The organism is Streptomyces sp. AgN23 (genome assembly GCF_001598115.1).
GTDB classification, from domain to species: Bacteria; Actinomycetota; Actinomycetes; order Streptomycetales; family Streptomycetaceae; genus Streptomyces; species Streptomyces antimycoticus.
Genome location: NZ_CP007153.1, coordinates 9,766,174 through 9,778,762, shown reverse-complemented (window position 1 = coordinate 9,778,762; position 12,589 = coordinate 9,766,174). Strand labels below are relative to the sequence as shown.

The following is a 12,589-nucleotide window of genomic DNA, read 5'->3' as shown; positions in this document are numbered from 1 at the left end:
CTGGGCGCGGTCCACGCCGATGACCGGCCCGGCCCCCTCAGTGAAGGAGCACCACCGATGGCCAATCCCGCCGAGCGCCTGGTCGATCTGCTCGATCTGGAACGGATCGAGCAGGACATCTTCCGCGGCCTCAGCCCCGATGAGTCGCTGCAGCGGGTGTTCGGAGGGCAGGTGGCGGGCCAGGCACTGGTGGCCGCCGGGCGGACCACCGACGGGCTGCGTCCGGTGCACTCGCTGCACGCGTACTTCCTGCGGCCGGGGCGGCCGGGCGTGCCCATCGTGTACCAGGTGGAGCGGATCCGGGACGGGCGCTCCTTCACCACCCGCCGGGTCGTCGCCATCCAGCAGGGTCGCACGATCTTCAATCTGACGGCCTCCTTTCATTCTGCTGAACCGGGTATCGAGCAGCAGCTGCCGATGCCCGAGGTGCCCGGCCCGGAGGATCTGCCGACCCTCGCCGACGAGGTCCGCTCCCATCTGGGAGCGCTCCCCGAGGCGTTCGCCCGCATGGAGCGCCGACAGCCCTTCGACGTCCGCTATGTGGAGCGGCTGCGCTGGACGGACGAGGAGCTCAAGGGCGTCGAGCCGCGCAGCGCCGTATGGATGCGCGCGGTGGGGCCGCTCGGGGACGACCCGCTGGTGCACACCTGCGCGCTCACCTATGCGAGCGACATGATGCTGCTGGACGCGGTGCGGATGCCGGTCGAACCGCTGTGGGGCCCACGGGGCTTCGACATGGCCTCGCTGGATCACGCCATGTGGTTCCACCGGCCGTTCCGCACGGATGAGTGGTTTCTCTACGACCAGGAGTCGCCCGTGGCCACGGGCGGCCGGGGACTGGCGCGCGGCCGGATCTACGACCGTGCGGGCCGACTGCTGGTGTCGGTGGTGCAGGAGGGGCTGTTCCGCCCGCTGCCGTCCGCCGAAAGTGCTGCCGAAGGAGTCGGCGGAGGAGCCGCCGACGGCGGCTGAGCGCCCCCGGGGTGTGTGCCGCGCCGCGTCTCATCGCCCGCCGACCAGCTTCTGCCACAGACTCCGCGGGCGGCCCGGAACCCGGGTGCGGTCCTCCATCGGCCGCTCCGCCCCGGCGTCCGGGCGCGGCGCCGGCCGGGCCCGGCGGGCGTCGCCCAGTGAGGAGGCGAGGGCGGCCCGATAGCGCCGGATCTCCCGTGGGTCGTCGGCCGTGACCACCGCGTCGATGACATCCCGGACCGCGCCGGCCTCGGGGCGCATCCGGACGAGCGCGGGACGGAGCTGCCGCAGATGTGCCCGCTCGTACGGATCGGCCACGGCCGAGGCCAGTTCGACGGAGCCGAGCACCGAGGCCAGGACCGCGGCCCGCTCCCAGAGGTCCTCGGTCTGGTCGAGCAACTGGCCGATCCGGCGGCTACGCCATTTCGCGGCCCGCCAGTCCTCCCCGGCGGCCAATGCGGCGCTCAGCCCCGGCGGGGTGCGGCCGCTCAGCAACTCCGGCCGCCTGATGGCGAACTCGGTCAGCTCCGACGCCAGATAGAGCCATACGACGGCCCGATAACGATTGACATAGAACCGGACAGGGGCAAAGAAACCCCCGCGCGCGAGACGGGTCAGCCGGCCCTGGCTGATGCCGAGCAGCTCCGCGCCCTCCGCCGTGCCGACCACACGCAGGCGGGCGATGAGCACCTCCGGGAAGCCCTCGGCGGCGGTCACCCGCCTCAACTCCTCGCACGCCACCCGTCGGCCCAGGCCGGTGGTGACGGTGCGCACCTCTCCCAGCCGCACGGCCAGCTCGAACTCTCGCGATTTGAGCCCCAGCGCCCGGGCCGCCGCGCCGAATCCGACGCTCTCGCCCGCTCCGCCCGGTTCCGCCGGGCCGCCAGGGTCTTCCGGCCCGCTCGCCTGCCCCGGTACGCCCGGCCCGCCGAGCCACTCCAGGCTCCACGGCCCCTGGCTCTCCCGCAGTTCCTGATCCATCCGCACCGCCATCGCGACGTCCTCCCCCGCACTGCCTCAATCACTGACAGTGACGACGATAGCCGCGAAGCAAGTCGGCCGGTCAGGCCTGTGGATAACTTCCGCGCGGCATCAGCCGGGTGTGCCGGTCTCCTGCCTGGCCTCGACTCCCAGATGCTCCCCCACCCGGTTGACCAGCAGCGCCATCTCGTAGGCGACCTGCCCCATATCGGAGTCCGGCCCGGTGAGCACACACAGACAGCTGCCGTCCCCGGCCGCGGTGACGAAGAGGACGCCCTCGTCGAATTCGACCATCGTCTGCCGCACCCGGCCCGTCCGGAAGTGGTGCCCGGACCCCTTGGCGAGGCTGTGCAGCCCCGAGGCCACCGCGGCCAGGTGCTCGGCGTCCTGGCGCACCAGTGTGGAACTCGCCCCCGTCACCAACCCGTCGTTGGACAGCACCAGCGCATGCCGTATCTCCGCGATCCGCTCGGTCAGGTCGTCCAGTAACCAGTCGAGCCCCTTGTTCACTGCCATATCCGATTCCTCCCCGATTCCCCTTCAGCTGCGTGCCAGCCTTTCTCACTGCCGCCGTCTGGGCAACCCGTCCCGCCCGGCACCCCACGGTTGTGCGCTGATTGACGCAAGATGGGGACATGGCACAGAACATGACCAAGGATCAGTGGCAGAAGTTCCTCATGGAGGGCACCCGCACCGCGAAGCTGTCGACCGTGCGGGCCGACGGAAGCGCGCACATCGCCCCCGTATGGTTCCTGCTGGACGGTGACGACCTTCTCTTCAACACAGGTCAGGAGACGGTCAAGGGACGCAACTTGGCCCGGGACGGCCGGGTCGCCATCTGCGTGGACGACGACAGGCCGCCGTTCGCCTTCGTCACGCTGCGGGGTCAGGCCGAACTCATCGACGATCTGCAGCAGGTCCACGACTGGGCGACCCGGATCGCCGCCCGTTACATGGGCGAGGACCGGGCGAAGGAGTTCGGCGACCGCAACGGAGTGCCGGGCGAGCTGCTGGTCAGGGTCCGCATCGACAAGGTACTCGCGCTCGCCGGAGTCGCCGACTAACGAGATTCGACCGAAATCCATTCCTTCATGAGCACCCCCGCCCATTCGACGTTTACGGGCGCATGAGGACCTTTATCGCACCGTCCTCCTTGTGCTGGAACATCTCATAGGCGCGGGGTGCCTCCTCCAGCGGCATGCGATGGGTGGCGAACCCGTCGACGCCCAGCGGGTCGTCGTCCGTCAGCAGCGGGAAGATGTCGTCGGCCCAGCGCCGCACGTTCGCCTGCCCCATCCGCAGCTGGATCTGCTTGTCGAACATGGTCATCAGCGGCAGCGGATCGGCCATGCCGCCGTACACCCCGCTGAGGGAGATCGTTCCACCGCGCCGCACCAGCGCGATGGCCAGCCGCAGCGCCGCCAGCCGGTCGACCCCGGCCTTCTCCGTGAGCTTGGCGGCCCAGTCCCGCGGAAGGAAGCCCGTGACCCGCTGGGCGGTCCGGCCGAGCGGGCTGCCGTGGGCCTCCGCTCCCACCGCGTCGATGACCGCGTCAGGTCCGCGGCCGCCGGTGGTCGAGAGGATGGCCTCGACCAGGTCCTCCTGACGGGAGAAGTCATCGAGGTCATGGACCTCGACACCGTCGGTGCGCGCTCGGCGCAGCCGTTCGGGGACGAGGTCCACTCCGATGACCCGGTCGGCCATGCCCCGGACCTTCGCCACCCGGCAGGCCATGATTCCGATGGGGCCCAGTCCCAGGACCGCGAGCGTGCCGCCGCGCGGGATCTCCGCGTACTCGACGGCCTGCCATGCCGTGGGCAGCACGTCGGACAGATAGACGTAGCGGTCGTCCTGGACTCCTTCGGGCACCTTGATCGGGCCGTACTGGGCCTGCGGCACCCGCAGATACTCCGCCTGGCCGCCGGCCACCGCGCCGTAGAGCTTGGTGAAGCCGAAGAGCTCCGCCCCCATGCCGTGCTCGGCGACCTGGGTGGTCTCGCACTGCGTCGGCAGACCGGAGCGGCACATCCAGCAGTGTCCGCAGGCGATCTGGAAGGGGACCACCACGCGGTCGCCGGGGCTGATGTGCGTCACCTCAGGGCCGGTCTCCTCCACGATGCCCATCGGCTCGTGGCCGAGGATGTCGCCGGGGGTCATGAAGGGCGTGAGCACTTCGTACAGATGGAGATCGGAGCCGCACAGCCCGGTGGTGGTAATCCGGACGACCGCGTCCGTCGGCTCCTTGATGATCGGGTCCGGCACTGTCTCGACCCGTACATCATGTCGGCCCTGCCAGGTCACCGCTCGCATCGCCGCATCCCTTCGCCGTGGTCGTCGGCATGGTCTTCCGGGACCCGCCACGGGTACCCCGGCGGATCCGGGCGAAGCGCCGGCGGGACCACGGCCCGCGCCGCCGGTCCACCAGGTCCACGAGCCGGGACGTCTCCGCGGCGACCACGGACGGCTCGGCGCCCGCGGTGCTCAGAACGGCCAGGCACGCACCGTCCGCCAGCGCCGCGACGAAGAGGAGCCCCGCCGCCATCTCGATCATCGTCCGCCGGGGCGCGCCGCCGCGCCCCCGGCGCCCCGCGCTCGCGGCGACGCGGTGGAATACGGAGGCGACGGCGGCCAGGTGCTCGGCCTCCTGGCGGGAGAGCCCACGGGACGCGCTGACGGTCGCCCCGTCCCGGGAGAGCACCACGGCATGGCGTACACCTCCGGCCCCGGCCACCAGATCGTCCAGGATCCGGTCGAGATCGGCCATGGAGCGTGCGGCGGCGCTGCGGGGCTTGGTCATGGGCGGTCTCCCTCGGTCGGGATGCGCCGTGCCGGGCGGCGCTGCGGATGTCCCCTGGGCCAGGGACGCTAGACCCGGCGGGGGCGCACATTGGGGGCGCATTACGGAACCTGTTGAAATTTGACAGAGTCAGATGCCAGAGCGATCGGCCAGCGTCCGAATCTGCACTCGATGCGGGCGTAGGCTGCTTGTTCATCGCGTCGCTTCCCCGTTCGTATCCAAGGTGTCCCGAGGAGTTCCCGTGCCACATGAGCCCTCCCGCGGAAACAGTGCGGCCGACGTGAGGGACTTCTTCACTCCCCGGGCGGCCGGCTGGGACAGCCGCTTCCCGGACGACGGCCCCGCCTACGCCGCCGCCGTGGCCGACCTCGGGCCGCGACCCGGGGACGCGGTCCTCGACGCGGGGTGCGGGACGGGGCGCGCGCTGCCCGCGCTGCGCGCCGCGGTCGGTCCCGAGGGGACCGTCCTCGGCGTGGACCTCACGCCCGCGATGCTGGACGCCGCCGTGCGCGAGGGCCGGGACGGCTTCGCGGCCCTCGCCCTCGCCGATGTGGCGCGGCTGCCGCTGGGTGACGACTGTCTCGACGCGGTGTTCGCCGCCGGACTGATCTCCCATCTCGCCGAGCCCGGGCCAAGCTTGCGGGAACTGGCCCGGGTGGTGCGCCCCGGCGGGCGGCTCGCGCTGTTCCATCCGGTGGGGCGGGCCGCTCTCGCCGCCCGCCACGGCCGCCCCCTCACCCTCGACGACCTGCGGGCGGAGCCCCAGCTGCGGCCGTTGCTGGCGGGCGCCGGCTGGCGCCTGGAGTCCTACGCCGACGAGGACGCACGCTTTCTGGCACTCGCCGTCCGCGAAATCGACTAGACGAGCCGGATCGTTCGGATCAGGGCTGATCCGCGATCGCCGCCGCGAAGCCGGGGGCGTTGTCGAACATCACGTTGTGCCCCGCTCCGGGCACGGTGCAGACCGTCACTCCGGCCGCCGTCAGCTCGTCGCGCCCGGTGAGCTCGTCGCCGTGCCCGCCGACCAGATACATGCGGGGGATCTCCAGGCCGAGGAGCATCGCCCGCATGGTCGGTCGGGTGCCGCGGGCCAGCGCGCACGCGCTGCGATGCAGGGCGGTCGGGTCGGCGAGCCGCATCGTCGCCCGCCACACCGGTCCGACCCGCTCCAGGGTCTCCTCGAATCCGCCGCCGCGTACGAACGCGTCCTCCGTGTAGGTGGCGATCCGGCTGCTGCCCGCCGTCAGCGGCGGATCCGGATCCAGATTGGCCTCGGTGAGCACCAGACGGGACACCAGCTCCGGGCGGCGCACCGCCAGCACGATGGCGACCGATCCGCCCATGCTGTGCCCGATGACCTCCGCGCCCCGCACCCCGGCCGCGTCGAGGGCCGCGGCCAGTGCGTCGGCGTGGTCCTCCAGCGTGTAGCCGAAATCGGCGGGGCGGTCGCTGATCCCGTGGCCGGGCAGGTCCACGAAGAGTGACCGACGGCCCGCGAGGGCCGGGACGGCGGCTATATGGGCGTGATAGACGGCCGATATCGCGCCGAGTCCATGGACGTACACCCGCGGCGGATCGCCGTCCCCGGCCCCGGCCGTGCCGGTCCATCTGATGTGGGCCCCCTCCGGGCCGAATGAAGCGTGCTGCATGGCCTGACTCCCGCCTTACGGATCGCATCGGACACCCGACCCTACATCGCCAATACATCGGAATCGATGTATTGCCTCTGCGAGGTACAGCGATCATGCGGCACAATGCGCCCATGCTCGAACTCGCCATCCTGGGCTTCCTCCACGACGTCCCCCTGCACGGTTACGAGTTGCGCAAGCGCATCGCCGCACTGACCGGACATGTGAAACCCGTGGCCGAGAGCACCCTCTATCCGGCGATCAAGCGGCTGGAGAAGGCCGGGCTGCTGGCCCGCCGGCCCCAGCCCGGCGCGGGGGCGGCACCCCGGCACGTCCTCACGCTGACCGCCGAGGGGCATGCGGAGCTGCGCCGCCGCCTTGCGCATCCGGCGGACATCGACATTACCGACGAGAACCGCTGGTTCACCCTGCTGGCGTTCCTGCGGCATCTCGACGACCCGTCGGCACAGGCGGAGGTGCTGGAGCGCCGGATGGCCTTTCTGCGCCAGCCGTCGAGCTTTTTCTACGAAGGCGACCGTCCCCTGCGGGCCGAAGAGGTGGAGGACCCCTTCCGGCGTGGCATCCTCACCATCGCCCGGGCCACCAGCCAGGCCGAGCTGTCCTGGCTGCGGCGCACGCTCGACACACTCCGCGCGGCGAACGACGGCTGAGGGCCGACCGCGACCCGATGTCTCGACTCCATGGCTACTGGGTGGTTAAGGTGCGCGACGACGGATCGCCCTTCGGATCCGCATGCGCAAGAGGAGGCTGTCGTGCCCGCCACGGAGGAGTCAGGCGACGAGGCACTGTATGTGCTGACCGCGGTGCTGCTGACACCGGCTCAATTCCCGAGCGTGCTCGGTGACGACTATCCCGAGGCATGTGCCGCGCTCGGGCTGGAGCCGTACGAGACCGGCTACGGACTGGTGCTGGGGCAGGACGGCGGCGGCGCCCGCTGGACGGTGGTCACCGACGATGTGTCACTCGTGGCGTGCGCCATCGCGACGTGGGACTGCGGTATGGAGTACGCCCTGGCCATCGACGACCGGACGGTGGTCGCCTCCCTTCCCGGCTGGCCGCTCGCGGTGGCCGTGGCCGCCCCGGGCATTCCGGCTCCCCATGACCCCGCTCCCGGCGCCGAGCTGGGGGCGGACGCCTCCCGGGCGCCGCTGACACCGCCGGACTCCGAGCGGTGGGGCCCGGCCCAGCGGCGGCTCGGCGCCGATGAGATCGCACTCCAGTGGGCGATCTGGCGTGAGCAGGTGGACAGCGATGTGACGTTCGTGGCCCCGGGCGAGAAGCCGCACGGGGGCGTACGGCGGGTGCTCGAGGAGGCGCGCGGCTATCTGGCCTCGCCCCCGCCGGCGGGCCGGATCCGTTCGGCGTTCGCCTCCGGCGACGCGCGGACGCTCCGGGCCGACGGCCCGGGCTGGAGCATGGTGGCCCGGACCGACGACATCGCGTTCGTGCTGCTGGACGACGCTCCGGGCGAGGTGCTGCCGGTCGGCCGTGGCCCCGAGCTGCCGGAGCTGCTGACGGCCCTGGACAGGCTGGCCGTGCGACCCCACTGAGAGCGCGACCTCACTGAGACACCGCTCCCCCAGCCGGCCGGGCCCCGAACGGGGCCGCGGGCGGTCCGCGATCGGTACTGCACGGTCACTCCCGGCTGCGCGCCGCCCGTGGCCCCGAGCCCGGCCGGTCGCCTTCCGCGGCCGCGCTCGGCGGCCCGGCTTCAGCGACCCAGCTGCTTACGGGAGACCCTGTGCAGCCTGCGGCGCTGGGAGGAGTCGAGCAGCAGATAGGCCGCCGCCGGCACCCCCACGATCACCAGCAGCGCCGCCCAGAAGGGCAACACCCAGAGCAGGATCACACCTGCCACCACACCACCGGTGGCGACCTTCGCGCGTGTGGACATTTCACCCGCCTCCTTCACGGCCCATAGCCGCACTCACTCCACACAACGGACACCGACGGCACCCGGTTCCTCCTCGCGCCGTCATCCTGTACCCTCGGGCGGCCCGGGCTCCACTAGTCAAATTTGAGGAACGCTCAGCGCTGTGACCCCACCCTCCGCGGCAACACCCTCCGACGTCGCCGAACTCTCCCGCTGCACCGCCGTCTTCCTTCCCGGTGACCCGGCACGCACCGGCCGGATCGCCTTCTGGCGGCCGGACGGCTCGCCCCCTTCCGGTCCCGCCACCGGCTCCGCCGAGGAGCTGACGGTCGCCCTCCCGGTGGACGTTCCCGACGACGGCTCCACCGGCCCCGCCCCCACCGGCCTCGACGTCCGGACACGAACCGTACGGGCGCTCGTGCTGCCCCTGGGCGAGGCGCTGCCGGTGCTCACCCGGGCCCGGGCGCGGGCCGCGCAGGCCGGTCCGGGGCAGTGCGACCCCGCCACGGCCTTCTGGGGCGCCGCCGCCGTACTCGCCCTCCAACTCGCGGCCCGCGGAAAGCTGCTGCCCGGGCTCACCGCCACCGACCATGACGCCTGGCGCGTCGGTCCGCTCACCCCCGACGACCTGACACGGGTGCGCGAACTGGCCGCCGCCATGCCGCCCAGCGCGCACGCGACACCGCTGCCCGCCTCCGGCCCGGTGCTGCTGCCCGAGCCCGAGCGGCATCTGCGCGCGTTTCTGGACGGGGTGGCGGACGGCCTGCCGCGCTCGCCCGCCGCGGCGTCGGCCGCGGGCGGCCCCGCCTTCGCCGCCACCGCGCCACGGCGGCTGCCCGAACAGCGTGCCTGGGCCGCGGACGTGGCCGCCGGACATGACGCGGGGGTGCGGCTCTCGGTCCGTATCGAGCTGCTGCACGGAAGCGGCGACGGGAACGGTAAGGCGGACAGGCCGCACTTCCGTGCCGTCCTCCAGCTGCACAGCCTCACCGACCCGGCGCTGGTCGCGGACGCCGCCGATGTCTGGGCGGGCACCTCGCCCGTCATCCCGGCCCTCGGTCCGCGCGCCCGTATGGACGCGCTGCTGACCCTGCGGCGGGCGGCCCGCGCCTGGGCGCCGCTCGCCCCGCTGCTGTCGGCCGCCGTGCCCGACGCCCTGGACCTCGCCGACGAGGAGGTCGCCGAGCTGCTCGGCCCGGCGGCCGGGGCGCTGGACGCCGCCGGGGTCCAGGTCCACTGGCCCAGGGAGCTGGCCCGCGGGCTCACCGCACGTGCCGTCATCGGCCCGGACGGCGACGACGAGGCTCAGGACGATGCCGGGCCCCGGTTCCCCGCCTTCCTCTCGGCCGACGCGCTGCTGCGCTTCAGCTGGCGGTTCGCCGTGGGCGACCAGGAGCTCACCCGCGCCGAGCTGGACCAGCTCGCCGAGGCCAGCCGGCCGGTGGTGCGGTTGCGCGACCAATGGGTCCTCCTCGACCCTGAGGCGGCGCGACGGATCCGCGACCGGCAGGACCGCAAGCTCACCCCCGCCGACGCCCTCGGTGCCGTCCTCACCGGTCGCGCGGAAGCCGACGGCAGCGAGGTGGAGGTGCGGCCCACCGGCTGGCTGGAGGCCCTGCGGGACCATCTCGCCGACCCCGAGGGGGCCGCCGGCGCACAGCTGCCGCCCGTGTCCCAGCCGGCCGCGCTGGCCGCCACGCTGCGCGACTATCAGCTGCGCGGCCTGGACTGGCTGGTCCGTATGACCTCGATCGGCCTCGGCGGCTGTCTCGCCGACGACATGGGGCTCGGCAAGACCATCACCCTGATCTTCCCTGTCAGTCAGCATGTTGAGTCATTGAGGTCCGGCATCCGGGCCGCACACGGCGGCGGGAACATCACCCAACTCGCCGCGTCGCACAACCGGATCACGGCGGCCACCGGTGTCCGCATTTGGAATGCAGGCCAGCCCTGTCCCGGCCTGTGACGCGACCACGAACCTTTCCCATGGACTCACTGCCTTTCCCGTGCACGGGAAAATATCACCGGCATTCAAGGGAAACGACGGAATGCATGACACGAAGTGCGGTCAGCAGTAAGGACATAGACGCAACAAGTAAGTCAAGACTTACCTTTAGGGAACTTTGGCCGTATGGTGCGGCTCGAATCGAAGGAGTCCCTTGTTGTCAAACATAAATGATTTGGCCGTGCGTGCGGTTGAATCGGAGCAAGGTTACGTGTCCTCGTTGTATGAGCTGCTCACCGAGCGGCTTTCCGAGGCGCGATCGAACCGGGCGAGTGTGTTGAAGGCCCCGGCGGACGGCGCCAGCGAGGCGTACGAGAGAGAGGTCGCCGCCGACCGTCTGACCAAGGAGATCGGCCGGTTGGAAGGCGCCGAGAAGGGGCTGGTCTTCGGGCGCATCGACTGGACGGACGGCACGGCCCTGCGCATCGGGCGGATCGGACTGCACACGGAGGAGGACGAACTGCCGCTGCTCGTGGACTGGCGCGCGAACGCGGCGCGGCCCTTCTACGAGGCCACACCGGTCCACCCGATGGGTCTGCGGCGGCGTCGGCACCTGCGCCTCGAGGAGCGCACGGTCATCTCGGTGAGCGACGAACTGCTCGACGGGACCGCCCCGACCGACGAAGACGTCGTGGGGGACGGCCCGTTGACCGAGGCTCTGTCGGCACGGCGTACGGGCAGGATGCACGCGGCCGTCGCGACGCTGCAGGCCGAGCAGGACGAGATCGTCCGCTCCGCCCACCGCGGGGTGACCGTGGTACAGGGCGGGCCCGGCACCGGCAAAACGGTGGTCGCCCTGCACCGGGCGGCGTACGTCCTGTACGCGTTCCCGCGCGCCGCGGAGGAAGGCGTCCTCGTGGTGGGCCCCAACGCCCGTTTCCTTGACTACATCTCCCAGGTCCTTCCCTCGCTCGGGGAGAACGACGTCGATCTGGCGACCTGCCAGGAACTCGCCGGAGTGTCCCCGGACGCGGTGGACCCGTTCGACACGGCGCGCCTCAAGGGCGGCCTGGACCTCGCCGACGCCCTGGCCGGCCTGCTGCGAGACCACCAGGCCCCCGCCGGTGACTTCACCGTCCGGGTCGGGCAGGAACTGGTCCACCTGTCCGAGAAGGAGGTCGCCACTGCACGCGCCGCCGCCCTGGCGGCCGCATCCGGCCACAACCCCGCGCGACAGGTGTTCAAGGAACTCCTGGTAGACGCCGTCACCGACGCGATGCAACGGAACATGGGCGACCTCCTGGAGCAGATCGACGCCGATGCCGAGCAGATGACGGGCCTGAACCTCGACCGGTTCACGGGGGTCGCCCAGCACCGTGCCGAGGGCGCCGCCGACCCGGGTCCGGTCCACGAGCTGGACCTGGACGCCATCGGGGCCGATCTCCTCGACGACGCCGGTGTCGACCGGGCGGTCGAGGCGCTGTGGCCGAGGCTGGTACCCGGCGACCTCGTGAAGACACTGCTGACGGATGCCGGCGCCCTGGCCAAGCGCCTGCCGAACCTGACCCCGCGGGAGCGGTCCCGTCTCCTGCGTGCCCCGGACGCCCCGTGGACCGATGCGGACGTGCCGTTGCTGGACGAGGCGGCGAGCCTGGTCGGCGGCCCGCCCGAGCGGACGTACGGGCACGTCGTCGTCGACGAGGCGCAGGAACTGACCGCTATGCAGTGGCGGATGATCGTCCGCCGCTGCCCGGCGAGGGCGATGACGCTGGTGGGTGACTTCGCCCAGTCGGGCCCGGCCACGACGGCACGCGACTGGAAGGAAGCCCTAAGCCCGCATGTCGGGACGCGGTTCAGACTGCACGACCTGACGGTCAGTTACCGCACCACGCAGGAGATCCTGGAGAGCGTCCGGGACCTGCTCGCACGGATCGCTCCGGACCAGCGGCCCACACGGTCACTGCGCAGCGGTGAGAGCCCGCGCACCGTGACCACACATGGGGACGGGTTGGTCACCGCCATCGTGGAGGAACTGCGCGCCCAGAGCACCGCGCAGCCGGACGAACTCCTGGGAGTGATCTGCGCGGACACCCGGGTCAGCCAGTTGACGGCTAACGGCATCGCCGACCACGCACGCATCGTGCCCGCGTCCGAAGCACGTGGCCTCGAGTTCGACGGGGTCGTCGTCCTGAACCCCGAGGAGATCATCACGGCCCGCCCCGGCGGGGAGAGGGACCTGTACGTGGCCCTGACCCGGGCCACCAAGCGCCTGTGCACCATCACCACCCAGCCCGCATGAGGGCGCGGCGCCTGCGTGGTCGCCGCGGGCGCACAAGTGCCCCGACGCGCCGTCAACGTACGCACTGGTGTAG

General features: G+C 71.8%; 12 protein-coding genes and 1 pseudogene. 7 read left to right on the top strand and 6 right to left on the bottom strand.

Going from position 1 to position 12,589, the window contains the following annotated elements; all coding sequences use genetic code 11:
• Window positions 1–57 precede the first annotated feature (57 nt).
• Entirely contained in the window at window positions 58–972 is a 915-nt protein-coding gene (locus AS97_RS41995) for an acyl-CoA thioesterase II (RefSeq protein ID WP_210566740.1), read from the top strand.
• Between the two features lie 30 nt (window positions 973–1,002).
• On the opposite strand, the gene AS97_RS41990 is transcribed toward AS97_RS41995, so the two are convergent.
• Window positions 1,003–1,965, bottom strand: a complete 963-nt coding sequence (locus AS97_RS41990) for a DUF6397 family protein (protein ID WP_059142825.1) — start codon at window positions 1,963–1,965, stop codon at window positions 1,003–1,005.
• A 99-nt stretch (window positions 1,966–2,064) separates the two neighbouring features.
• On the bottom strand, window positions 2,065–2,469 hold the full coding sequence (locus tag AS97_RS41985) for a roadblock/LC7 domain-containing protein (protein ID WP_059142826.1): 405 nt from the start codon (window positions 2,467–2,469) through the stop codon (window positions 2,065–2,067).
• Between the two features lie 119 nt (window positions 2,470–2,588).
• Between AS97_RS41985 and AS97_RS41980 the strand changes: the two genes are divergently transcribed.
• Entirely contained in the window at window positions 2,589–3,017 is a 429-nt protein-coding gene (locus AS97_RS41980; RefSeq protein ID WP_059142827.1) for a PPOX class F420-dependent oxidoreductase, read from the top strand.
• Between the two features lie 52 nt (window positions 3,018–3,069).
• Here AS97_RS41980 and AS97_RS41975 read toward each other — a convergent pair whose 3' ends face one another.
• Window positions 3,070–4,263 (bottom strand): zinc-dependent alcohol dehydrogenase, encoded by a 1,194-nt coding sequence (locus tag AS97_RS41975; protein ID WP_059142828.1) that lies wholly within the window; start codon window positions 4,261–4,263, stop codon window positions 3,070–3,072.
• Complete coding sequence (locus tag AS97_RS41970) at window positions 4,232–4,750, bottom strand: roadblock/LC7 domain-containing protein (protein ID WP_059142829.1); 519 nt, start codon at window positions 4,748–4,750, stop codon at window positions 4,232–4,234. Before AS97_RS41970 ends, AS97_RS41975 begins: the two co-directional genes overlap by 32 nt.
• A gap of 241 nt (window positions 4,751–4,991) precedes the next feature.
• Here AS97_RS41970 and AS97_RS41965 point away from each other — a divergent pair, with 241 nt between their 5' ends.
• Complete coding sequence (locus tag AS97_RS41965; RefSeq protein WP_197049020.1) at window positions 4,992–5,612, top strand: methyltransferase domain-containing protein; 621 nt, start codon at window positions 4,992–4,994, stop codon at window positions 5,610–5,612.
• Between the two features lie 19 nt (window positions 5,613–5,631).
• On the opposite strand, the gene AS97_RS41960 is transcribed toward AS97_RS41965, so the two are convergent.
• A complete protein-coding gene (locus AS97_RS41960) occupies window positions 5,632–6,399 on the bottom strand; it encodes an alpha/beta hydrolase (RefSeq protein WP_210566739.1) in 768 nt (255 codons plus the stop codon).
• 113 nt (window positions 6,400–6,512) lie between these two features.
• On the opposite strand from AS97_RS41960, the gene AS97_RS41955 reads away from it, so the two are divergent.
• Together AS97_RS41955 and AS97_RS41950 are read left to right on the top strand one after the other, a co-directional pair.
• Complete coding sequence (locus AS97_RS41955) at window positions 6,513–7,049, top strand: PadR family transcriptional regulator (protein WP_059142831.1); 537 nt, start codon at window positions 6,513–6,515, stop codon at window positions 7,047–7,049.
• A 102-nt stretch (window positions 7,050–7,151) separates the two neighbouring features.
• Window positions 7,152–7,949, top strand: coding sequence for a hypothetical protein (locus AS97_RS41950; protein WP_059142832.1), 798 nt, complete (start codon window positions 7,152–7,154; stop codon window positions 7,947–7,949).
• Window positions 7,950–8,110: 161 nt separating this feature from the next.
• On the opposite strand, the gene AS97_RS41945 is transcribed toward AS97_RS41950, so the two are convergent.
• Complete coding sequence (locus AS97_RS41945; RefSeq protein WP_014057263.1) at window positions 8,111–8,293, bottom strand: hypothetical protein; 183 nt, start codon at window positions 8,291–8,293, stop codon at window positions 8,111–8,113.
• A gap of 142 nt (window positions 8,294–8,435) precedes the next feature.
• Here AS97_RS41945 and AS97_RS41940 point away from each other — a divergent pair.
• A pseudogene (locus tag AS97_RS41940) lies at window positions 8,436–10,082 on the top strand (SNF2 helicase-associated domain-containing protein); the annotation flags it as partial.
• Window positions 10,083–10,488: 406 nt separating this feature from the next.
• Window positions 10,489–12,516, top strand: a complete 2,028-nt coding sequence (locus AS97_RS41935; protein ID WP_210566738.1) for an AAA family ATPase — start codon at window positions 10,489–10,491, stop codon at window positions 12,514–12,516.
• The last annotated feature ends 73 nt before the right edge of the window (window positions 12,517–12,589 follow it).

Bases quoted from the DNA above. Each gene is read 5' to 3' on its own strand.
- AS97_RS41955 (WP_059142831.1), top strand. From the start codon at position 6,513: ATGCTCGAACTCGCCATCCTGGGCTTCCTCCACGACGTCCCCCTGCAC.
- AS97_RS41995 (WP_210566740.1), top strand. From the start codon at position 58: ATGGCCAATCCCGCCGAGCGCCTGGTCGATCTGCTCGATCTGGAACGG.
- AS97_RS41990 (WP_059142825.1), bottom strand. From the start codon at position 1,965: ATGGCGGTGCGGATGGATCAGGAACTGCGGGAGAGCCAGGGGCCGTGG.
- AS97_RS41985 (WP_059142826.1), bottom strand. From the start codon at position 2,469: ATGGCAGTGAACAAGGGGCTCGACTGGTTACTGGACGACCTGACCGAG.
- AS97_RS41975 (WP_059142828.1), bottom strand. From the start codon at position 4,263: ATGCGAGCGGTGACCTGGCAGGGCCGACATGATGTACGGGTCGAGACA.
- AS97_RS41960 (WP_210566739.1), bottom strand. From the start codon at position 6,399: ATGCAGCACGCTTCATTCGGCCCGGAGGGGGCCCACATCAGATGGACC.
- AS97_RS41970 (WP_059142829.1), bottom strand. From the start codon at position 4,750: ATGACCAAGCCCCGCAGCGCCGCCGCACGCTCCATGGCCGATCTCGAC.
- AS97_RS41945 (WP_014057263.1), bottom strand. From the start codon at position 8,293: ATGTCCACACGCGCGAAGGTCGCCACCGGTGGTGTGGTGGCAGGTGTG.
- AS97_RS41980 (WP_059142827.1), top strand. From the start codon at position 2,589: ATGGCACAGAACATGACCAAGGATCAGTGGCAGAAGTTCCTCATGGAG.